We start from the raw sequence: 21988 nt of genomic DNA on the forward strand, positions 1-21988 counted from the left end.
GGATGGATTCGCTGGTTTTGGCGGAATTGCTGTGTGCCAGGCTGTGTCACGACATGGCCGGGCCGGTGGGGGCGGCGGCGGCCGGGGCCGAGTTGATCGCCGAGATGGCGGGCGACATCGATGCCGAGACCTTGGCGCTGGTTTCGGCCAGTGCCGGGGCGGGCGCCGCGCGGCTGAAGTTCTTCCGCTCGGCCCTGGGGCCGGCGGTCGGCGGGTTGGTGTCGGTGGCGGCGACGCGCGACCAGGTGCGGGCCTATCTCGACACCCAAAGCTCGGCGGTGGCCGGGGTGGGACTGGAATGGACCGGCGAGAACGGCTCGATCGACGGGGGGGCGGCGCGCCTGCTGCTCAATCTGGTTCTGCTGGCCAAGGATAGCCTGCCGCGCGGCGGCCGCATCGCCGTGGAGATCAGTGCCGGCCGGCCGCGTGTCACCGCGTGGGGCGATCCTGTCTCGCTGCCCGACGAGGCCCGGTCGATTCTTGACGGCGGTGCCTTTCCGACCTCGCCGCGCGGGGCGCAGGCCTATCTCGCTCAACTGTTGGCGGATCAAATGACCTTGGCGGTGAAAGCCGAATTATTCCCCGGCGGTCTTGGCTTCTCGGTTGCGCCCTCCAAATGATTCGTGTCCAATACTTTTTGGGGGCAAGGGTTCTTCTAAAGCCCTCGCGGCCGTGATATTACTCGAAATGCCGCCCCAGAAATTTGGGGGACGGTGGGAATTTGTCCCGTCGTGGCAGTGGGTTCGATGGCGTGGAGCTGGAGCGGAAGATGGATGATCTCCTCAGCGAATTTTTGACCGAGACCTCGGAAAGCCTTTCCGTTCTCGACGTCGAGCTGGTGAAGCTGGAACAGAACCCGGAACCGAGCATTCTGCAGAACATCTTCCGGTTGGTGCATACCATCAAGGGCACCTGCGGCTTCCTTGGTCTGCCCCGGCTGGAACATGTCGCCCATGCGTCGGAAAACGTTCTGGGCAAGTTCCGCGACGGCGAACTTGAAGTGACGCCGACGGCGGTGACCCTGATCTTGCAGGCGATCGACCGCATCAAGCTGATCCTGGGCCATCTCGAACAGAACGAGTGCGAGCCGGAAGGCGAAGACAAGGATCTGATCGCCAAGCTGAACGACATGGCCGAGGGCAAGACCCCGTCGGTCGCTGCCCCCGCCGCCGCCGCTGCCCCCGCCGCCGAGCAATCCTTCCCGGTCGCGGCCGACCTGCTGGCCGAAGTCGAGGCCGCCTACGCCGCCGGCAAGAAGGCCGCCTCGGACACCGATGTGCTGGCCGAGATGGCCAAGGAGCGCGCCAAGGAAGCCGCCGCCGCCGCCGCCAAGGAAGCCGCCGCGGCAGCCGCGCCCGAAGCCGACCCCGAGCCCGAGCACGAGCCGGCGCCTTCCGTTCCGGTTCCGGCCGCCTCGCCGCCGGCCGTCACCAAGCAGACCGAGCAATTGACCAACGCGGCCGGCGAGCCCAAGGAATCGGCTGTCGCCGCCCAGACCATCCGCGTCAATGTCGAGCTTCTCGAAAACCTGATGACCCTGGTGTCGGAACTGGTGCTGACCCGAAACCAGCTGCTGCAGATGGTGCGCGGGCGCGACGATTCCGAATTCACCGCGCCGTTGCAGCGCCTCTCGCACATCACCACCGACCTGCAGGAAGGGGTGATGAAGACGCGCATGCAGCCGATCGGCAATGCCTGGGCCAAGCTGCCGCGTATCGTTCGCGATCTGTCGGTCGAAATGAACAAGAAGGTCGACCTGCAGATGCTGGGCGCCGAGACCGAGTTGGACCGTCAGGTCCTGGAACTCATCAAGGACCCGCTGACCCACATGGTCCGCAACTCGGCCGACCACGGTCTGGAAGGCCCGGAAGAGCGCAAGCGGGCCGGCAAGCCGGAAATCGGCAAGGTGGTGCTGAACGCCTACCACGAGGGCGGTCACATCATCATCGAGATTTCCGACGACGGGCGCGGCCTCAACCTCGACCGCATCAAGCAAAAGGCCATCTCCAGCGGGCTCGCCAGCGAGTCCGAACTTGAGACGATGAACCCGCAGCAGATCTACCAGTTCATCTTCAAGGCCGGTTTCTCGACCGCCGAGAAGGTCACCAGCGTGTCGGGCCGCGGCGTCGGCATGGACGTGGTGCGCACCAACATCGAAAAGATCGGCGGCACCGTCGAACTGAAAAGCCAGCCGGGCAAGGGGTCCAGCTTCGTCATCAAGATCCCGCTGACCCTGGCCATCGTGTCGGCGCTGATCGTCGAATGCGCCGGCGAACGCTTCGCCATTCCGCAGATCAGCGTACTGGAGCTGGTGCGTGTCACCAACAATTCCGAGCACGGCATCGAGAACATCAACAACGCCCCGGTGCTGCGCCTGCGCGACCGCCTGTTGCCGCTGGTGTCCTTGAAGAAGCTGCTGCGCCTCAATAACGGCGAGGACCAGGAAACCTTCATCGTCGTCACCCAAGTCGGCACCTACACCTTCGGCATCATCGTCGATCGCGTGTTCGACACCGAAGAAATCGTGGTCAAGCCGGTGGCGCCGATCCTGCGCCACATCTCGATGTTCTCGGGCAACACCATCCTGGGCGACGGTTCGGTGATCATGATCCTGGATCCCAACGGCATCGCCGGCGCCACCGGTGAATCGAGCATGCTGGGCGGCGGTCAGTCGACCGAAGGCCAGGTGGTGCGCGATCTGCACCGCGACTCGAAGACCAGCCTCCTGGTGTTCCGCGCCGGCAGCGAGGACCTCAAGGCGGTTCCGCTGGCCCTGGTCGCCCGTCTGGAAGAAATCGACGTCAAGGACGTCGAATACAGCCACGGCAAGCCGATGGTGCAGTATCGCGGTCACCTCATGCCGCTGGTGTCCATCGACGGCGCCACCGATTTCCGTTCCGAGGGTCGCCAGCCGGTGCTGGTGTTCTCGGATCGCGACCACACCATGGGTCTGGTCGTCGAGGAAATCGTCGATATCGTCGAGGATCGCCTGAAGGTCGAACTGTCGGCCAGCAATCCCGGCGTCATCGGCACCGCAGTCATCGCCGGCAAGGCCACCACCATCATCGATGCCGGCTATTACCTGCCGCAGGCCTTCGGCGATTGGTTCGGCCGCGCCGACAAGGAATACGGCACCGACGAGCATGCCGCGCCGCGCATCCTGCTGGTCGATGACAGCCCGTTCTTCCGCAATCTGCTGACGCCGCTGTTGTCGGTCGCCGGCTATGACGTGGTCGCGGTCGAGGGGCCGGATCGCGCCCTGGCCCTGCGCGAGCAGGGGCACGACTTCGACATGATCATCAGCGACATTGAAATGCCGGGGATGAGCGGGTTCGAGTTCGCCCAGGCGGTGCGCGCCGAGGGCCGCTGGCAGACCCTGCCGATGGTCGCCCTGTCGAGCCATGCCACCGAAAAGGATTTCGAGCGTGGCCGCCAGGTCGGCTTCAACGATTACGTCGCCAAGTTCGACCGCGACTCGCTGTTGAACACCATCGCTTCGACGCTTGCCGCGCTGAAGGGTGCCGCATGACCACTCGAAGCAACCACGCAGCAGCAACCGACATCCATCTGAACAGGGGGGTCACGCAGTGAACCAGATCGTACCCGCCGGCAAGCGTCCCGGCACCGAGTTGGCCGCGCCGGAGACCCAGGACTACGTCACCATGTTCATCGACGGCCAGATGTTCGGCATCCAGGTGCTGACCGTCCAGGACGTGCTGGGACCGCAGAAGATCACCCGCATCCCGTTGGCGCCGCGCGAGGTGGCCGGCAGCCTGAACCTGCGTGGCCGCATCGTCACCGCCGTCGATGTGCGCCTGCGTCTGGGCCTGCGCAACGCCGCCGAGGATAACAAGGGCATGAGCGTGGTCGTCGATCAGAATGGCGAGCTCTATTCGCTGATGGTCGACCAGGTCGGCGAAGTCCTGAGCCTGCCCGCCGCCAAGTTCGAACGCAATCCGCCGACGCTGGACCCGATGTGGCGCGAGTTCTCGGCCGGAATTTATCGCCTCGAGGACAAATTGATGGTGGTGCTGGACGTCGGCAAGCTTTTGGATTTCAAAAAAGACGAATAGTATCACCGCATGATAAGAGGCGGGTGCAAGGGCGCACCCGACCCTAGGGGAGGCTTGAAAGGGCATGAGGTCCTGTCTGATCGTTGATGATTCGAAGGTCATCCGCATGGTGGCCAAGAAGATCCTGCAAGAGTTGACCTTCACCACCGCGGAAGCGGAAGACGGTCAGCAGGCTTTGAACTACTGCCAATCGACCATGCCGGACGCCGTTCTGCTGGATTGGAATATGCCGGTGATGAACGGCATCGATTTCCTGCGGGAATTGCGCAAGCTGCCGGGTGGCGACAAGCCGGTCGTTGTTTTCTGCACCACGGAAAATGACATCGAGCACATCCAGGAGGCGATCACGGCCGGCGCCAACGAGTACATCATGAAGCCGTTCGACAGCGAGATTCTGCAGGCCAAGTTCTCCCAGGTTGGCCTTCTGTAATCGCTGCTCCTTTCAAAAGGCTCGCCGTTTAATGGCTTCCGATACCCCCTCTTCCGCCTCCACCGCAGCCGATCGGATTCGGGTGATGCTGGTTGACGATTCCGCGGTCGTGCGTGGTCTCGTCACTCGGATTCTCGAAGAGGAGCAGGATATCTCTGTGGTCGTTTCGGTCGGAAACGGACAGATGGCGTTGTCGGCGTTGGAACGCCAGGACATCGACGTCATCTTGCTGGATATCGAAATGCCGGTCATGGACGGCATGACCGCGCTGCCCAAGCTGCTGAAGGTCGATCCGGCGGTGCGGGTGATCATGCAATCGACGCTGACCTCGAAGGGGGCGGCCATCAGCCTGCGTGCCCTGGAAATGGGGGCGGCTGATTACATTCCGAAGCCGACCGCCACCCGCGATCTGGCCGGCGGCGTCGATTTCAAGACCGAATTGCTGGGCAAGGTCAAGGCCCTGGGACATGCGCGGCGCCGCGACCCGAACCGTAAGCTGCGCGCGCCATCGGGCACGGTGGCGCCGACGCGGCCCGCCGCGCCGAAGATTTCCGCCCTGCACCCTGCCACACCGCCGACTTTGCGGACCCATACGCCCGAGCCGCCGGATATTATCGCCATCGGCTCGTCGACCGGCGGCCCGCAGGCGCTGTTCAACCTGCTGGGCACCATGCGGGCCGGAACCGTCAAGCAGCCGATCCTGATCACCCAGCATATGCCGGCGACCTTCACCACCATCCTGGCCGAGCATATCAGCCGGGTGTCGGGCTGGGACGCGCGCGAGGGCCAGGACGGCGAAGTGATCAAGGGCGGACGGGTCTATATCGCTCCGGGCGACTTCCACATGGTGGTCGAGACCCGTGGTGCCGACAAGATCATTCGCCTGAACAAGGATGCGCCGGAAAATTTCTGCCGGCCTGCGGTCGATCCGATGCTGCGCAGCATCTCGGCGGCCTATGGCAAGCGGGTGCTGGTGGCGATCCTGACCGGAATGGGAGCCGACGGCTCGAAAGGGGGTCAGGTGGTTGTACAAAATGGCGGCACCGTGGTTGCCCAGGACGAGGCAAGTTCCGTGGTGTGGGGAATGCCGGGGGCAGCGGCGCAAGCTGGGATCTGTTCGGCGATTCTGCCGATCGGGGAAATCGCCCCATGGCTGATGAAATTGGCAGCGAGGCGCTGACGGATGCGGCCCGAGGATTTTGATTTCATTGCCAAGTTGCTGAAAGACCGTTCCGGTCTGGTCATCACGCGCGACAAGGCTTACCTGCTGGAATCCCGACTGACCCCGGTGGCGCGCAAGCGCGGACTGAAAGGGTTGGACGACCTGCTGGCGAGCTTGCGCACCTCGGGCGAGGACCTCCTGCGCGAGGTCACCGAGGCGATGACCACCAACGAATCGTTCTTCTTCCGCGACATCAAGCCGTTTGACCAGTTCAAGGCGCTGGTCCTGCCGCAATTGTTGGCCTCGCGCGCGACCAAAAAGAGTTTCCGCGTCTGGTCGGCGGCCTCGTCTTCGGGCCAGGAAGCCTATTCGCTGGCGATGATCCTGAAGGAAGAAGCGCCGAAGATGCCCGGCTGGAAAATCGAAATCGTCGGAACCGACATTTCGACCGAGATGCTGGAAAAGGCCAAGGCCGGCCTTTACTCGCAATTCGAGGTGCAGCGTGGCCTGCCGATCCAGTATCTGGTCAAGTACTTCAAGAAGACGAACGAGATGTGGCAGATCGATTCCTCGATCCGTGCCATGGTCCAGTTCCGCGAATACAATTTGCTGCACGATTTGAAGACGCTGGGCCAGTTCGACGTGGTGTTCTGCCGCAACGTCTTGATCTATTTCGATCAGCCGACCAAGACCCGGGTGCTGGAGAACATCTCGCGGGTCATGCCCGACGATGGGTTGCTGTATCTGGGCGGTGCCGAGACGGTGTTGGGCATTTCCGACAAGTTCAAGCCGGTGCCCGAGCAGCGCGGAATCTACGCGGTCATCCGCTGATAGCCGGGGCAGACCCGCTTTAAGTGTCCTGCCAGACCACCGTCGGACCCTTTGCCGTGCCCAAAGGTGACGATGGGAGACTCCGATCCCGCCAACTCAGGTCGCGGCTAAGCCTGCTTCGGCAGGGTGAACCAGAAGGTCGAGCCCTTGCCGGGCACTGATTCGACCCAAATGCGCCCGCCGTGGCGCTCGACCACCCGTTGGCAGATGGCCAGGCCGATGCCGGTTCCGGCGAAGCGATCGCGGGGATGCAGGCGGCGGAACAGGTCGAAGATCTGGCGGTGATATTCCGTCTCGATGCCGATGCCGTTGTCGGCGACATAGAACGCCCAGTCGCGGCCACGATCCTGACATCCCACCCGCACCTCGGCGCGGACATCCTCGCGGCGGTACTTCAAGGCGTTGCTGATCAGGTTCTGGAACAGGCTGCCCAGCAAGGCGGCGTCCCCTTCGATCACCGGCAATTGGCCATCGACCTCGACCACCGCCTGCGCCTCGCTGATCACGCCCTTCAGGTGGGCGAGCGCGGTGCTGACCAGGATGCCGGCCTGCACCGGGACCGGGGTCAGATCGCCGGTGCCGACACGGGAATAGGACAAAAGCTCGCTGATGATGGTCTGCATGCGCTGGACGCCTTCGACGGTATAACCGATGAAGGCGTCAGCGTCGGAATCCAGCTGGCCCTGATAGCGCCGTTGCAGCAATTGCACATAGCTGGCGATATTGCGCAGCGGCTCCTTCAGGTCGTGCGAGGCGATATAGGCGAATTGTTCAAGATCGGCGTTGGACCGTTGCAGATCGCGGTTGGCGGCCTCCAGGTCGGCGGTCATCCGGTGCTCCCGCATCAATTCGCGGTACAAGACGACGCACAGCGCCCCCATCAGCAGCCAAGACACCACCACCAAGGCGGCGATGCGGAAAGACCGCTCGCGCCATTGCGCCAAAGCCTCTTGGGAGCCGACGCTGACCCACACCACCAGCGAGCGCGGCTCGACCACCCGGTAGGACACCACCCGCACCACCGAATCCACGGCGGACCGGCCCTGATAGGTCCCCGACGGAGCATTCGGCAGATGGGTGGTGAAGATCGGGTTGGCGCTCATGTTGCGACCGATATCCTCGGGCTTCAGCGGCTGGCGCACCAGAACGGCGCCATCCAGGCGATAGATGCCCAGGGCGGGGACCGGACCGTAATCGAGCTTCTGATAGAAACGCTTGAAATAGTCGATCTGAACGGTCACGGCAGCCGCGCCGATCCAGGCGCCATTGGCCGAATACAGCCGTCTGGCGACGGTGAAAACGAAAGAACGGGTGGCTTCGTCGAAGCCGGCCTGGCCGATGAAGACCTTGCCGGCATCGTCGCGTCGCAGCGCCTTCACCCAATCGCGGTCGCGAAAGGTGGTGCCGGCCTGAAACATCCCCCGAAGGTCGGAAATCAAAGCGCCATCGGCATCGACGATATAGATGTTTCCCAAATGCGGCGACCCGGCCAGCATGTCGATCAGCGGCTTGGCCGCCTCGGCGCTGGTCTTCGCGTTGGGTGTAACCAGGGCGCCGGCATGGTCGGCGACGCGGGCCAGGGCCAGCTCTGCGGTGTCGAGCGTACGCGAGGCGTGTTCGTCCAGCAGATTGGCGATATCGGCGGTGGCGGACTCGATCCGCTTCAGGCTTTCGTCATGGTCTGTCCAGATGAACAGGGCCGCCAGGATCACGCTCAGGACGGCGTAAAGGCTGGCCATCGCCAGCAAGACCCGGTGCGGCCGTGTTTGCCCGATCATGGCTGCGCCCCCTGGTCAGCCGACAGGGTGCAAACGGGGGCCGCCCTCATCAGCCCCCCGAGCTCAGGAGCATGTCGCGGAACAGCGCCACGAACTTCTGGTCGAACTTTTCGCGGATATTGTTGCTCATCACCGACAGGGCCTGCGCCGCCGACATGGGCGCGCGGTAGGACCGGCGTTCGGTGAGCGCGGCGAAGACATCCACCACCGAGGCGATGCGGACCAGATCGTTGATCTGGCTGCCCTGCAATCCGTCGGGATAGCCGGTCCCGTCCAGACGTTCGTGGTGCTGGCCGGCGATGGCCATGACGCCGGATGGCACGTCCGGCGCCTTGGACAGATAGCGCACCCCCAGCAGGACATGGTCGCGCATGCGAATCTTCTCGGTCGGATCCAGGGGCGACACCTTGTTCAGCAGGGCCTGAGGCATGGCGGTCTTGCCGATATCGTGCAGCAATCCGGCGGTCGCCAGCGTCATCAGATCGTCGTCGCCCAAGCCGAGCTTGTAGCCGAACAGCACCAAAAGGGTCGAAACGCGGAGCGAGTGGACGTAGATGAAGCTGTTGTGGTTGGCCAGGCCTTCGAAGATCTGGTGGTAGCCGTTCTGCTTGACCGCATCCAAAACCGGGGCACAGGCCTGGCCGATATTGTGGAAATCCAGCGCGTCGCCGGTGGCGATCAGGTCGGTGATGCCCTCGAAGGCGACCAGGGTGCGCTTCAACGCTTCGCGAGGCGAGGGGGCCAGAGCCTCCCAGCGGGCTTCGACACGGCGATCGACCAGGCGGGAGATCAGGCCGATCAGGTCGCGGTCGCGGTTGTTGAAATCGACCACGGCATCGGCGTCCGAAACGATGGGCGCCCCGGGGCGCCCCTGCTTCTGTGCCCAGGTGCACAGGATCATCGGAACCTGATGAAACACCTTTTCGGCGCGCAGACGCGGCAAGGCCTGCAGGCGGTCGGAATTGGCGATGGCAGTGTCGGCGACCAGCACGGCGGCGGGCGTCGCCTTGGTGCGGACCGCAGCCGATTCGATGTCGGGGTAATCCGAGACTTCGTAGAAGGACGCGAGCTCCCGGCCGACGGCGTCGCGGCTGCGCGCGTCGGGATGAATGACGACGACCGACCGGCGCGGCGCCTCGAAAGACGCAAGCCGAGAAGCTTCCGAATCGACTCGGAGGAGTTCCATCCTCGTACTCCGCAATCCCCAAGGCCAGGGTTGCACACCATGAAAAGTCATGCAACTAGCCAAACAGAGAAAAAAGCCCTCCGTCGTTGCCGACGGAGGGCTGTTATGCTTACTCGGCCGGGGCCGCAGGCTGGTCGCCACCGGCTTCCAGTGCCGGCGGCGTATCGGCTTCGCCACCGCCATCCTCGACCTGCATTTCGCGGTCGCGCTTGGCGGCCAGTTCGCGCAGGCGGTTCATCACCGCGCCGGTACCGGCGGGGATCAGACGGCCGACGATGACGTTCTCCTTCAGGCCCTGCAAGGTGTCCACCTTGCCCGACACCGAAGCTTCGGTCAGGACGCGGGTGGTTTCCTGGAACGAGGCCGCCGAGATGAACGAGTGGGTCTGCAACGACGCCTTGGTGATGCCCTGCAGGACCGGGGTGCCCGAAGCCGGGCGGCCCTGCTCGCGGATCGCCTTGCGGTTCTCGTGGTCGAACTCCTGACGGTCGATCTGCTCGCCGACCAGGAAGGTGGTGTCGCCGGGATCGGTGATCTCGACCTTCTGCAGCATCTGGCGAACGATCACCTCGATGTGCTTGTCGTTGATCTTCACGCCCTGCAGACGATAGACCTCCTGGATCTCGTTGGTCAGGTACTGGGACAACGCCTCGACGCCCAGCACGCGCAAGATGTCGTGCGGCACCGGGTTGCCGTCCATCAGCGGATCGCCGCGGCGGACATAGTCGCCTTCCTGCACCGAGACGTGCTTGCCCTTGGGGATCAGGTATTCCACCGGATCGCCATCTTCCGGGACCACCAGGATGCGGCGCTTGGACTTGTAGTCCTTGCCGAATTCCACGCGGCCGTCGATGTCGGCGATGATGGCGTGATCCTTGGGCTTACGGGCTTCGAACAGTTCCGCCACACGCGGCAGACCGCCGGTGATGTCGCGGGTCTTCGACCCTTCGCGCGGGATGCGGGCCAACACGTCGCCGGCATGCAGCTTCGAATGGTTCTCGACCGACAAGATGGCGTCCACCGACAGGAAATAGCGGGCTTCCATGCCGTTGGGCAGGGTCACCGGCTGGCCCTTGTCGTCACGCAGTTCGACGCGCGGACGCAATTCCGAGCTGCGCGGCTGCTGCTTCCAATCGACCACCACCTTGCTGGCGATGCCGGTGGCCTCGTCGACCACTTCGCGCATCGACAGGCCTTCGACCAGGTCGATGTAGTGGGCGACACCGTTGGTCTCGGTGATGATCGGCAGGGTGTAGGGGTCCCACTCGGCCAGCTTGACGCCCTTGTTGACCGCCTGGCCTTCATCGACCAGCAGCTTGGCACCATAGGGCACGCGGTGACGCGCGCGCTCGCGGCCCTTGCCGTCGATCAGGGCCACTTCGCAATTGCGGCTCATGACGATCTTGGCGCCGGACGAGTTGGTGACGACGTTCTTGTTGATCAGCTGGACGGTGGCCTCGCTGACCGCTTCGATCGACGACTGTTCCGCACCACGCTGGGCGGCGCCGCCGATGTGGAAGGTGCGCATGGTCAGCTGGGTGCCCGGCTCGCCGATCGACTGGGCGGCGATGACGCCGACCGCTTCACCGACATTGACGCGGGTCCCGCGGGCCAGATCGCGGCCGTAGCAGGTGCCGCACACGCCTTCCTTGGCTTCGCAGGTCAGCACCGACCGGATGGCCACCACCTCGATACCGGCATCGTCGATCAACTCGACTTCCGGTTCGCAGATCAGGTGGCCGGCGGCGACGATGACCTCGCCGGTGACCGGGTGGGTGATGTCGCGGGCGGCCGAACGGCCCAGGATGCGTTCCGCCAGCGGGCTGATCACTTCGCCGCCCTCGACCACCGCCGAGACGGTCAGGCCGTTGATGGTGCCGCAATCTTCCTCGACGATGATGGCGTCCTGCGCCACGTCGACCAGACGACGGGTCAGGTAACCCGAGTTGGCGGTCTTCAGCGCGGTATCGGCCAGACCCTTACGGGCACCGTGGGTGGAGTTGAAGTACTCCAGCACGGTCAGGCCTTCCTTGAAGTTCGAGATGATGGGGGTCTCGATGATCTCGCCCGACGGCTTGGCCATCAGGCCGCGCATGCCGGCCAGCTGCTTCATCTGGGCGGCCGAACCACGAGCGCCCGAGTGGGCCATCATGTAGACCGAGTTGACCTGCATGCCGGGCTCGACGCGGCTGATTTCCTTCATCATGGCGTCGGCGACGTCGTCGGTGCACTTCGACCAGGCGTCGACCACCTTGTTGTACTTTTCGCCCTGGGTGATCAGGCCGTCCTGGTACTGCTGCTCGTATTCCTTGGCCTTCTCTTCGGTCTCGCCCACCAGCTTGTCCTTGGCGGCGGGGATGACCATGTCGTCCTTGCCGAACGAGATGCCGGCCTTGAAGGCGTGGGAATAGCCCAGGCCCATGATGCGGTCGGCGAAGATGACCGTCTCTTTCTGGCCGCAATGGCGATAGACCAGATCGATGACGTTCTGGATATCCTTCTTGGTCAGCAGGCGGTTGATCGAACCGAACGGCACGTTCGGATTGCGCGGCAGGATTTCCGACAGCAGCATGCGGCCGGCGGTGGTCTCCAGCAGCTCAATGATCGGCTGGCCGTCCTTATCGACATTGTGGTACCGCGCCTTGATCTTCTGGTGCAGCGTCAGCACCTTGTCGGCCAGGGCGGCATTGATCTCGTTCATGTCGCGGAAGATCGGCAGGCGATACAGGATGGCCGAACCGTCCTTGACCGCCTTCTCGATCGAAGCGACATCGGTCGCGGCGAACGGAGTGCCGGGCTTGGCGACGTTGAACACCCGAATCTCGCCCTTGGCCAGACCGGCTTCCAGCGCCTCGCGGCTGGACACCCGAAGGGCACGGTGGGCGGTGATGTCGCGGCGCACCAGGGCATCGACCACCGCTTCCATGTCGGACGTGTCGATCGGCAGGGCCGGGTTGGTGCGGTTGTAAAGGAACAGCGTGCCGTTGGCCAGGCCGGTCCGCAGCTCGTCGGCCGAGTGGACCTTCATGGCCATGCCCGGCAGTTCGTCGCGTTCCATGGTGATGTAATAGATACCCAGCACGATGTCCTGGCTGGGCACGATGATCGGCTTGCCGTTGGCGGGCGACAGGATGTTGTTGGTCGACATCATCAGCACGCGGGCTTCCAACTGGGCCTCGAGGCTCAGCGGAACGTGCACGGCCATCTGGTCGCCGTCGAAGTCGGCGTTGAAGGCGGTGCAGACCAGCGGGTGCAGCTGGATGGCCTTACCCTCGATCAGCACCGGCTCGAAGGCCTGGATGCCCAGACGGTGCAGCGTCGGCGCGCGGTTCAGCATCACCGGATGCTCGCGGATGACCTCTTCCAGGATGTCCCACACCTCGGGACGCTCCTTTTCCACCATCCGCTTGGCGGCCTTGATGGTGGTGGCCATGCCGTACAGTTCCAGCTTGGCGTAGACGAACGGCTTGAACAGCTCGAGCGCCATCTTCTTGGGCAGGCCGCACTGGTGCAGCTTCAGTTCCGGGCCGACCACGATGACCGAACGGCCGGAATAATCGACGCGCTTGCCCAGCAGGTTCTGACGGAAGCGACCCTGCTTGCCCTTCAGCATGTCGGACAGCGACTTCAGCGGACGCTTGTTGGCACCCGTGATGGCGCGGCCGCGACGGCCGTTGTCGAACAGGGCGTCGACCGCCTCCTGCAGCATGCGCTTTTCGTTGCGCACGATGATCTCGGGGGCGCGCAGTTCGATCAGCCGCTTCAGGCGGTTGTTACGGTTGATGACGCGACGATACAGATCGTTCAGGTCCGAGGTGGCGAAACGGCCGCCATCCAGGGGCACCAGCGGACGCAGTTCCGGCGGGATCACCGGAATGACTTCCAGGATCATCCATTCGGGACGCGAGCCGGATTCGAGGAAGGCCTCGACCAGCTTCATGCGCTTGACCAGCTTCTTGCGCTTGGCTTCCGAGGTGGTTTCCTTCAAATCGATCTTCAGGCGGTCCTTCTCGGACTCCAGATCGATGGCGACCAGCATGTCACGGATGGCCTCGGCGCCGATCTTGGCGGTGAAGGCATCGTCGCCATACTCGTCGACCGCGCGCATATACTGCTCTTCGGTCAGCAGTTCGCGGATCTTCAAAGGCGTCAGGCCCGGCTCGACCACGACGTAGTTCTCGAAATACAAGATGCGCTCGAGGTCCTTGAGCGTCATGTCGCACAAGAGGCCGATACGGCTGGGCAGCGACTTCAGGAACCAGATGTGGGCGACGGGGCTGGCCAGCTCGATATGGCCCATGCGCTCGCGCCGGACCTTGGCCAGCGTCACTTCGACGCCGCACTTCTCGCAGATGATGCCGCGATACTTCATGCGCTTGTACTTGCCGCACAAGCACTCGTAATCCTTGATCGGGCCGAAGATGCGGGCGCAGAACAGACCGTCGCGCTCCGGCTTGAAGGTGCGGTAGTTGATGGTTTCGGGCTTCTTGATCTCGCCATACGACCACGAGCGGATCCGCTCGGGGGAGGCGATCGAAATCCGGATCTGGTCGAAGGACTGGGTACCGCTCGCCTGACCGAAAATCTTCATCAATTCATTCATGACCTGCTCCCGCATCATCTCGGGGTTTGGCGGACGGGATGGGTCCCGTCCGCCACACTTGACCAAAAGGGCTTAGAAATTGCGCTGGGTCAGCTCGACATTGAGGCCGAGCGAGCGCAGTTCCTTGACCAGCACGTTGAAGGATTCGGGGATGCCGGCCTCGAAATTGTCGTCGCCGCGGACGATCGCTTCGTAGACCTTGGTGCGGCCGGACACGTCGTCCGACTTCACCGTCAGCATTTCCTGCAGCGTATAGGCCGCGCCGTAAGCTTCCAGCGCCCACACTTCCATTTCACCGAAGCGCTGACCACCGAACTGCGCCTTACCGCCCAGCGGCTGCTGGGTGACCAGCGAGTACGGGCCGATCGAGCGGGCGTGGATCTTGTCGTCCACCAGGTGGTGCAGCTTCAGCATGTAGATGTAGCCGACGGTGACCTTGCGGTCGAACGGATCGCCGGTGCGGCCGTCGAACAGGGTGACCTGACCCGAACGGTGGCGGCCGGCCTTTTCCAGCATGTCGCAGATGTCGCTTTCACGAGCACCATCGAACACCGGCGAGGCGAACGGAATGCCCGGGCGCAGATTGCCGGCCAGTTCCAGGATCTCGCCGTCGCCCAGATCGGCGATTTCGTCCTGGAACACCTCGGGGCCATAGAAGTCGGCCAGCTTGGTGCGGACGTCGGCGACGGTCGCGGTGTTGTGACGATAGCCGTCCAGCAGCTTGCCGATCTGTTGACCCAGGCCGGCCGAAGCCCAACCCAGATGGGTTTCCAGAATCTGACCGACATTCATGCGGCTGGGCACGCCCAGCGGGTTCAGCACGATATCGACCTGCTGGCCGTCTTCCAGGTACGGCATGTCTTCCAGCGGCACGATGCGGGAAATGACGCCCTTGTTGCCGTGACGGCCGGCCATCTTGTCGCCCGGCTGCAGCTTGCGCTTCACCGCCACGAACACCTTGACCATCTTCATCACGCCGGGCGGCAGCTCGTCGCCGCGCTGCAGCTTCTCGACCTTGTTCTCGAAGCGGTCCTGCAGACGCTCGACGGCGGCGTCGAAGGCACGCTTCAACTGCTCGACATCGCCCATCACCGCATCGTCATCGACGGCGACATTGCGCCAGGCGCTGTTGTGCAGCTCGGCGAACATCTCTTCCGACAGGACGGCGCCGGACTTCAGGCCCTTCGGACCGGAAACCACCTTCTTGCCGAGCAGCAATTGCTTCAGACGGGCATAGAACGACCGCTCGATGATGGCGCGCTCGTCGTCGCGGTCCTTGGCCAGACGCTCGATTTCGGCCCGCTCGATCGCCAGCGCGCGCTCGTCCTTCTCGACGCCACGGCGCGAGAAGACGCGAACTTCGACGATGGTGCCGGCGACGCCCGGGGGCAGACGCAAGCTGGTGTCGCGAACGTCCGAGGCCTTTTCGCCGAAGATGGCGCGCAACAGCTTCTCTTCCGGGGTCATCGGGGACTCGCCCTTGGGCGTGACCTTGCCGACCAGGATGTCGCCCGGCTTGACCTCGGCACCGATGTAAACGATGCCGGCCTCGTCCAGGTTCTTCAGGGCCTCTTCACCGACATTCGGGATGTCGCGGGTGATTTCTTCCTGACCCAGCTTGGTGTCGCGGGCCATCACCTCGAATTCTTCGATATGGATCGAGGTGAACACGTCGTCGCGGACGATGCGTTCCGAGATCAGGATCGAATCTTCGAAGTTGTAGCCGTTCCACGGCATGAAGGCGACCAGCACGTTGCGGCCCAACGCCAGCTCGCCCAACTGGGTGGACGGGCCGTCGGCGATGATGTCGCCCTTCTTGATCAGGTCGCCCACCTTCACCAGCGGCTTCTGGGTGATGCAGGTGTTCTGGTTGGAACGCTGGAACTTCAGAAGATTGTAGATATCGACGCCCGATTCGTGGGCGGCGACGTCTTCCGAGGCCCGGATCACGACGCGGGTGGCGTCGACCTGATCGACCACGCCGGTCCGCTTGGCGGTGATGGCAGCACCCGAGTCACGGGCGACGGCCTGCTCCATGCCGGTGCCGACCAGCGGCGCCTCGGCCCTGAGCAGCGGAACCGCCTGACGCTGCATGTTCGACCCCATCAGGGCGCGGTTGGCGTCGTCGTTTTCCAGGAACGGGATCAGCGCCGCGGCGACCGAAACCAGCTGCTTCGGCGACACGTCGATCATGGTGATTTCCGAGGGCGGAACCATGACGAATTCGCCGGCCTGACGGCACGACACCAGGTCGTGGACGAAGCGGCCTTCCGCGTCCAGTTCCGAATTGGCCTGGGCGATGGTGTAGCGGCCTTCCTCGTTCGCCGACATGTACTGCACGTCGTCGGTGACCTTGCCGGCCTCGACGCGGCGATAGGGCGCCTCGATGAAGCCGTACTGGTTGACGCGGGCATAGGTGGCAAGGCTGTTGATCAGACCGATATTCGGGCCTTCCGGCGTCTCGATCGGGCAGATGCGGCCGTAATGGGTCGGGTGCACGTCGCGCACCTCGAAGCCGGCGCGCTCGCGGGTCAGACCGCCCGGGCCAAGCGCCGACAGGCGGCGCTTGTGGGTGATTTCCGACAGCGGGTTGGTCTGGTCCATGAACTGCGACAGCTGCGAGCTGCCGAAGAATTCACGCACCGCCGCCGCGGCCGGCTTGGCGTTGATCAGATCGTGCGGCATCACCGAGTCGATATCCACCGAGCTCATGCGCTCGCGGATGGCGCGCTCCATGCGCAGCAGGCCGACGCGATACTGATTTTCCATCAGCTCGCCGACCGAGCGGACACGACGGTTGCCCAGGTGATCGATATCGTCGATCTCGCCCTTGCCGTCCTTCAGCTCGACCATGATCTTGATGACGGCCAGGATGTCGTCGCGCCGCAGGACGCGGGTGGTGTCGGGCACCTCCTTGTCCGAGAAGTTCAGGCGCGAGTTCATCTTGACGCGGCCGACCGCCGACAGGTCATAGCGTTCCGAGTCGAAGAACAGGCCCTGGAACAGCGCTTCGGCGGTCTCCAGGGTCGGCGGCTCGCCGGGACGCATGACGCGGTAGATGTCGATCAGCGCTTCTTCGCGGCTGGAATTCTTATCGACCGCCAGGGTGTTGCGGATGTACGGGCCGACATTGATGTGGTCGATGGCCAAAGCCGGCAGCTCGGTCACGCCGGCCTTTTCCAGTTCGGCCAGGACGGCGACGGTCAGCTCGTTGCCGGCTTCGACATAAATCTCGCCGGTGGCTTCGTTGATGATGTCCTCGGCGGCGTACTGGCCGACCAGATCCTCGGGCAGGACCAGGATGTCCTCGACGCCCTGCTCGCGCAGCTTCTTGCCCAGGCGCGGCGTCATCTTGGTGCCGGCCTCGGCGACCTTCTCGCCGGTCTTGGCATCGATCAGGTCATAGACCAGCTTGACGCCCTTCATGCGCTCGGGCGCGAAGGCCGTCTTCCAGCCCTTGGGGCCGCGGGTATAGACCACCTTGTCGTAGAAGTACGACAGGATGTCTTCCGAGCTCATGCCCTTCAGTTCGGACAATTCGACCGAGCGGCCGTCGGCCTTGCGGGCAGCGCGCAGCGCTTCGGTCGGCTTGTTGTCCAACGCGTACAGCAGCGTGGTCACCGGCAGCTTGCGGCGGCGGTCGATGCGGACATAGACCAGATCCTTGGCGTCGAATTCGAAGTCCAGCCAGGAACCGCGATAGGGGATGACGCGGGCGGCGAACAGGTACTTGCCCGACGAATGGGTCTTGCCCTTGTCGTGGTCGAAGAACACGCCCGGCGAACGGTGCATCTGGGAAACGATGACGCGTTCGGTGCCGTTGATGACGAAGGTGCCGTTGGCGGTCATGAGCGGCATGTCGCCCATGTACACGTCCTGCTCCTTGATGTCGCGGATCGAACGGGCGCCGGTGTCCTCGTCGATGTCCCACACCACCAGGCGCAGGGTCACCTTCAAGGGCGCCGCGAAGGTCATGCCGCGCTGCTGGCATTCCTCGACGTCGTACTTGGGCTGCTCCAGCTCGTAGCGCACGAACTCCAGGGTGCCGCGCTCCGAGAAGTCCTTGATCGGGAACACCGACTTGAAGACTTCCTGCAGGCCGACATTGGCGCGCTTTTCGAAAGCGACGTCCATCTGAAGGAAATGATCGTAGGAGCTCTTTTGCACCTCGATCAGGTTGGGCATCGGGGCCACCGTGGGGATACGCCCGAAGCTCTTACGAACGCGCTTCCGACCCGTGTAGGATTTAGCCATTGCCGCTCCTCGTCCTCGATCTCGGTTTCGGCCCGCGATCTTGCGGGCCGGTGGGGGACGGAAAAGGTCCCCCGTTAAATGACCTAACCAATAAACTTCATTCCTAGCCCTGCCCGGTCGAAATGGCCCGGTCCGGCTTTAGCGCGACCCCTTTGGGAAAGCACCATTGGGCCAGGCAGCGGCGACGTTCCCGCCACCGCTGCTGGCCCGCAGGGCAAACCCCAAAGGGTCTCGATTACTTGACGGCAACCTTGGCGCCGGCTTCCTCGAGAACCTTCTTGATCTTCTCGGCCTCGTCCTTCGACACGGCTTCCTTGACGGTCTTCGGAGCGCCTTCGACCAGGTCCTTGGCTTCCTTCAGACCCAGGCCGGTGATGGCGCGGACTTCCTTGATCACGTTGATCTTCTTTTCGCCGGCGTCGGTCAGGACGACGTCGAATTCGGTCTTCTCTTCAGCGGCCGGGGCAGCGGCGCCAGCGGCGACGGCGGCGACGGCAACCGGAGCGGCGGCGGAAACGCCCCACTTCTCTTCCAGCAGCTTGGACAGCTCGGCCGCTTCGAGAACGGTCAGAGCGGAGAGCTCGTCAACGAGCTTAGCGAGATCAGCCATAATGTACTCCTAGATAAGCTTGAGTTCTGGGATTAACAGTCGAGTCGTGCTCACGCAGCGTCCTTGTCCGCCTTGGCCTTGAGCACCCGGGCCAACTGGCCAGCGGGGGCTTGCAGCACACCGGCGATACGGGTAGCCGGGGTCGAGATCATGCCGATCAGCTTGGCGCGCAGTTCGTCGAGCGACGGCAGCGTAGCCAGAGCCTTGACACCGTCTTCGCCCAGACGCTCGCCACCCAGGGAACCACCCAGGATCTTGAGCTTGTCGTTGGTCTTGGCGAATTCGGCCGCCACCTTCGCGGCCGCAACCGGGTCCGCCGAATAGGCGATCGCGGTGGGGCCGGTGAAAAGGTCGGCGATGTTCTCGTAAGCGGTACCCTCAAGGGCGAGCTTGGTGAGACGATTCTTGGTCACCTTGAAGCTGGCGCCAGCCGCACGCATCTTGGCGCGAAGGTTGGTCATTTCGGCAACCGTCAGACCCGAATAATGGGTGACGACGACCAGACCCGCCCCTTCGAGCGTTCCATGCAGCGACCCGACCCATTCCTTCTTTTGTGTCCGGTCCACGTTCGTCTCCAAACAGCGAGCCGATGAACGCTCCCTTGCGGGGGGCGGGCATCGGTCCATTGCCCTAGTGGTCCTGCCTTGGTCACTTGCGACCAAAGGCCAAGACCGGTGGCCTGTCCCAGAAGCTTCAAGCCGCGCGTCGCCGGGCATCACCCGGAGCGAACGGAATTCTTCTTCTGTCTACGCAGGCGGGAACTCCCATCAAGCCCAAACGGGCACCTACGGTCTCGGACAGGGTGGAAGCCTGCCTTGCGGCGAAGCTTCCGGTACCCCCATCCCTTGCGGGATGGGGGAATTCGAAAAAGCGCTAAGTTCTACGCGCTGATGCTGGCGATGTCCAGCTTGACGCCCGGACCCATCGTCGAAGACAGCGAGATCTTCTTCAGATAGGTGCCCTTGGCGCCGGCCGGCTTGGCCTTGTTGATGGCATCGACGAAGGCCTTGATGTTGGCCACCAGCTTGGTCTCGTCGAACGAGGCCTTGCCGACGCCGGCATGGACGATACCGGCCTTCTCGACACGGAACTGCACCTGGCCGGCCTTGGCGGCGCGAATGGCTTCGGTGACGTTCGGGGTGACGGTGCCCAGCTTGGGGTTGGGCATCAGGTTGCGCGGGCCGAGGACCTTACCGAGGCGGCCGACCACACCCATCATGTCGGGGGTGGCGATGCAGCGCTCGAAATCCATCATGCCGCCCTGGATCTGCTCCGCCAGGTCTTCGGCGCCGACGATGTCGGCACCGGCCTTGCGGGCTTCCTCGGCCTTGTCGGCCTTGGCGAACACGGCGACGCGAACGGTCTTGCCGGTGCCGTGCGGCAGCTCGATCACGCCACGGACCATCTGGTCGGCATGGCGGGGGTCGACGCCCAGGTTCAAGGCGATCTCGACGGTCTCGTCGAACTTGGCCTTGGCGGCGCCTTTGATGATCTTGACGGCGTCTTCGATCGAATAGAACTTGTTGCGGTCGATGCCTTCGTAACCGGCCTTCAGACGCTTTCCGAGGTTGGCCATTTGATTACTCCACCACCTTGAGGCCCATCGAGCGGGCAGAGCCGACGATCATGCTGGCCGCGCCTTCGACGTCGTTGGCGTTCAGATCGACCATCTTCTTTTCGGCGATCTCGCGAATCTGCGCCATCGTCACCTGACCCACCGTGGCCTTGCCCGGCGTGGTGGTGCCCTTCTGGATGCCGGCGGCCTTCTTCAGGAAGTAGGTGACCGGGGGCGTCTTGGTGACGAAGGTGAAGGTGCGGTCGGAATAGGCGGTGATCACCACCGGAATCGGCATGCCGACTTCCAGCTGCTGCGTCTGGGCGTTGAACGCCTTGCAGAATTCCATGATGTTCAGGCCGCGCTGACCCAGCGCCGGACCGATCGGCGGCGACGGGTTGGCCTTGCCGGCCGGCACCTGCAGCTTGATATAGCCAATGACTTTCTTTGCCATCTCTTACCTCTGATGTTCAGAAGCCCGCGGTGCGGCCAATGGCTGGCCTTCCGCGTTCTTGCCCCGGGCGGGACCATCCCGCCCAAAGCTTCGCCGGCGAACCGGCAAATGGGATTACAGTTTCTCGACCTGCGAGTATTCCAGCTCGACCGGGGTGGAGCGGCCGAAGATCGACACGGCGACCTTGAGCCGTGCGCGCTCCTCGTCGACTTCCTCGACCAGGCCGTTGAACGAGGTGAAGGGGCCGTCGGCGACGCGGACCTGCTCGCCCACCTCGAACACGATCGAGGGCTTGGGCCGCTCGACGCCTTCCTGCACCTGCTTGATGATGCGTTCGGCTTCCGATTCGGTGATCGGCACCGGACGGCCCTTGCCGCCCAGGAAGCCGGTGACCTTCGGGGTGTTCTTGACCAGGTGCCAGGTGTCGTCGGTCAGCACCATCTTGACCAGCACGTAGCCGGGGAAGAACTTGCGCTCGGCATTGACCTTCGAGCCGCGCCGGACCTCGACCACCTCTTCGGTGGGGACCAGAACCTGCTCGAACAGATCGACCATGGCCTTCTGCTCGGCCTGCTCGCGGATCGACTGGGCGACCTTCTTCTCGAAACCGGAATAGACGTGGATCACGTACCAGCGGGCGGTCGCCATCTCAGCCTCCCAGTCCGAACAGCAGCTTGACGATCCAGGCGAACACCTGATCGACCAGCAGGAAGAACACGGCAGCGATCACCACCATGACGAACACCATCATGGTCGAGATGCTGGTTTCCTTGCGGCTGGGCCAAGTGACCTTGGCCACTTCCTGCCGCACCTGCTTGACGAATTGGCCTGGAGACGTTTTTGCCATCGTTCTCTTAATTCGGTTAAGGCGGGTCCAAAACGCCGCCTGTTCAAAATTTGGCAGGAGTGGAGGGGCTCGAACCCCCAACCCCCGGTTTTGGAGACCGGTGCTCTACCAGTTGAGCTACACTCCTGCAACCGAACCGCCGGCCCCCCTTTCGAAGGGCCGGCGTGTCGGATCGGCGAGGCCGAAGCCCCGCCTTATACAGCTA

General features: G+C 63.6%; 16 protein-coding genes and 1 tRNA gene. 6 read left to right on the forward strand and 11 right to left on the reverse strand.

Features of this window, described 5'->3' with window-relative positions; genetic code table 11:
* Window positions 1-2 precede the first annotated feature (2 nt).
* The 6 genes from MTBLM5_RS08385 to MTBLM5_RS08410 all read left to right on the forward strand — a co-directional run bounded on the left by MTBLM5_RS08385 (window position 3) and on the right by MTBLM5_RS08410 (window position 6496).
* Window positions 3-620 carry a histidine phosphotransferase family protein gene (locus MTBLM5_RS08385; RefSeq protein ID WP_173975557.1) on the forward strand — a complete coding sequence of 206 codons (618 nt, stop codon included), beginning with the start codon at window positions 3-5 and terminating at the stop codon, window positions 618-620.
* A gap of 149 nt (window positions 621-769) precedes the next feature.
* On the forward strand, window positions 770-3529 hold the full coding sequence (locus MTBLM5_RS08390; protein WP_173975559.1) for a chemotaxis protein CheW: 2760 nt from the start codon (window positions 770-772) through the stop codon (window positions 3527-3529).
* A gap of 58 nt (window positions 3530-3587) precedes the next feature.
* Complete coding sequence (locus MTBLM5_RS08395; RefSeq protein ID WP_068498889.1) at window positions 3588-4073, forward strand: chemotaxis protein CheW; 486 nt, start codon at window positions 3588-3590, stop codon at window positions 4071-4073.
* A gap of 64 nt (window positions 4074-4137) precedes the next feature.
* Entirely contained in the window at window positions 4138-4503 is a 366-nt protein-coding gene (locus MTBLM5_RS08400; protein WP_068498891.1) for a PleD family two-component system response regulator, read from the forward strand.
* A gap of 31 nt (window positions 4504-4534) precedes the next feature.
* A complete protein-coding gene (locus tag MTBLM5_RS08405) occupies window positions 4535-5683 on the forward strand; it encodes a chemotaxis response regulator protein-glutamate methylesterase (RefSeq protein ID WP_173975561.1) in 1149 nt (382 codons plus the stop codon).
* 3 nt (window positions 5684-5686) lie between these two features.
* Window positions 5687-6496: a protein-glutamate O-methyltransferase CheR gene (locus MTBLM5_RS08410; protein WP_068498895.1), complete on the forward strand. Its 810-nt coding sequence runs from the start codon at window positions 5687-5689 to the stop codon at window positions 6494-6496.
* A gap of 107 nt (window positions 6497-6603) precedes the next feature.
* Here MTBLM5_RS08410 and MTBLM5_RS08415 read toward each other — a convergent pair whose 3' ends face one another.
* From MTBLM5_RS08415 to MTBLM5_RS08465, 11 genes are all read right to left on the reverse strand, one after another.
* The gene (locus MTBLM5_RS08415) at window positions 6604-8274 is read right to left on the reverse strand and encodes an ATP-binding protein (protein WP_173975563.1); all 1671 of its coding nucleotides are present in this window, start codon (window positions 8272-8274) and stop codon (window positions 6604-6606) included.
* Between the two features lie 49 nt (window positions 8275-8323).
* Entirely contained in the window at window positions 8324-9460 is a 1137-nt protein-coding gene (locus MTBLM5_RS08420) for an HD-GYP domain-containing protein (RefSeq protein WP_173975565.1), read from the reverse strand.
* 109 nt (window positions 9461-9569) lie between these two features.
* Window positions 9570-14063 (reverse strand): DNA-directed RNA polymerase subunit beta', encoded by a 4494-nt coding sequence (locus MTBLM5_RS08425; RefSeq protein WP_173975567.1) that lies wholly within the window; start codon window positions 14061-14063, stop codon window positions 9570-9572.
* A gap of 72 nt (window positions 14064-14135) precedes the next feature.
* On the reverse strand, window positions 14136-18317 hold the full coding sequence (rpoB, locus tag MTBLM5_RS08430; RefSeq protein WP_173975570.1) for a DNA-directed RNA polymerase subunit beta: 4182 nt from the start codon (window positions 18315-18317) through the stop codon (window positions 14136-14138).
* A gap of 235 nt (window positions 18318-18552) precedes the next feature.
* Complete coding sequence (gene rplL, locus MTBLM5_RS08435; RefSeq protein WP_173975572.1) at window positions 18553-18927, reverse strand: 50S ribosomal protein L7/L12; 375 nt, start codon at window positions 18925-18927, stop codon at window positions 18553-18555.
* A gap of 50 nt (window positions 18928-18977) precedes the next feature.
* Window positions 18978-19493, reverse strand: a complete 516-nt coding sequence (gene rplJ / locus MTBLM5_RS08440; protein WP_173975584.1) for a 50S ribosomal protein L10 — start codon at window positions 19491-19493, stop codon at window positions 18978-18980.
* Between the two features lie 314 nt (window positions 19494-19807).
* On the reverse strand, window positions 19808-20503 hold the full coding sequence (gene rplA, locus MTBLM5_RS08445; RefSeq protein ID WP_173975574.1) for a 50S ribosomal protein L1: 696 nt from the start codon (window positions 20501-20503) through the stop codon (window positions 19808-19810).
* 4 nt (window positions 20504-20507) lie between these two features.
* Window positions 20508-20936: a 50S ribosomal protein L11 gene (gene rplK, locus MTBLM5_RS08450; RefSeq protein ID WP_173975575.1), complete on the reverse strand. Its 429-nt coding sequence runs from the start codon at window positions 20934-20936 to the stop codon at window positions 20508-20510.
* 114 nt (window positions 20937-21050) lie between these two features.
* The gene (gene nusG, locus MTBLM5_RS08455) at window positions 21051-21584 is read right to left on the reverse strand and encodes a transcription termination/antitermination protein NusG (RefSeq protein WP_173975577.1); all 534 of its coding nucleotides are present in this window, start codon (window positions 21582-21584) and stop codon (window positions 21051-21053) included.
* A 1-nt stretch (window position 21585) separates the two neighbouring features.
* Window positions 21586-21783, reverse strand: a complete 198-nt coding sequence (gene secE, locus MTBLM5_RS08460) for a preprotein translocase subunit SecE (RefSeq protein WP_068503602.1) — start codon at window positions 21781-21783, stop codon at window positions 21586-21588.
* A gap of 51 nt (window positions 21784-21834) precedes the next feature.
* Window positions 21835-21910: transfer RNA gene (locus MTBLM5_RS08465), tRNA-Trp, on the reverse strand.
* Window positions 21911-21988: the final 78 nt, after the last annotated feature.

Origin of the sequence: Magnetospirillum sp. LM-5 (genome assembly GCF_902729445.1) — a bacterium.
Lineage (GTDB): Bacteria > Pseudomonadota > Alphaproteobacteria > Rhodospirillales > Magnetospirillaceae > Magnetospirillum.

Coding starts and splice junctions, on each gene's coding strand:
- MTBLM5_RS08385 (WP_173975557.1), top strand. CDS start 3: ATGGATTCGCTGGTTTTGGCGGAATTGCTGTGTGCCAGGCTGTGTCAC.
- MTBLM5_RS08390 (WP_173975559.1), top strand. CDS start 770: ATGGATGATCTCCTCAGCGAATTTTTGACCGAGACCTCGGAAAGCCTT.
- MTBLM5_RS08400 (WP_068498891.1), top strand. CDS start 4,138: ATGAGGTCCTGTCTGATCGTTGATGATTCGAAGGTCATCCGCATGGTG.
- MTBLM5_RS08405 (WP_173975561.1), top strand. CDS start 4,535: ATGGCTTCCGATACCCCCTCTTCCGCCTCCACCGCAGCCGATCGGATT.
- MTBLM5_RS08410 (WP_068498895.1), top strand. CDS start 5,687: ATGCGGCCCGAGGATTTTGATTTCATTGCCAAGTTGCTGAAAGACCGT.
- MTBLM5_RS08415 (WP_173975563.1), bottom strand. CDS start 8,274: ATGATCGGGCAAACACGGCCGCACCGGGTCTTGCTGGCGATGGCCAGC.
- MTBLM5_RS08420 (WP_173975565.1), bottom strand. CDS start 9,460: ATGGAACTCCTCCGAGTCGATTCGGAAGCTTCTCGGCTTGCGTCTTTC.
- MTBLM5_RS08425 (WP_173975567.1), bottom strand. CDS start 14,063: ATGAATGAATTGATGAAGATTTTCGGTCAGGCGAGCGGTACCCAGTCC.
- rpoB (WP_173975570.1), bottom strand. CDS start 18,317: ATGGCTAAATCCTACACGGGTCGGAAGCGCGTTCGTAAGAGCTTCGGG.
- rplL (WP_173975572.1), bottom strand. CDS start 18,927: ATGGCTGATCTCGCTAAGCTCGTTGACGAGCTCTCCGCTCTGACCGTT.
- rplA (WP_173975574.1), bottom strand. CDS start 20,503: ATGGCCAACCTCGGAAAGCGTCTGAAGGCCGGTTACGAAGGCATCGAC.
- rplK (WP_173975575.1), bottom strand. CDS start 20,936: ATGGCAAAGAAAGTCATTGGCTATATCAAGCTGCAGGTGCCGGCCGGC.
- nusG (WP_173975577.1), bottom strand. CDS start 21,584: ATGGCGACCGCCCGCTGGTACGTGATCCACGTCTATTCCGGTTTCGAG.
- secE (WP_068503602.1), bottom strand. CDS start 21,783: ATGGCAAAAACGTCTCCAGGCCAATTCGTCAAGCAGGTGCGGCAGGAA.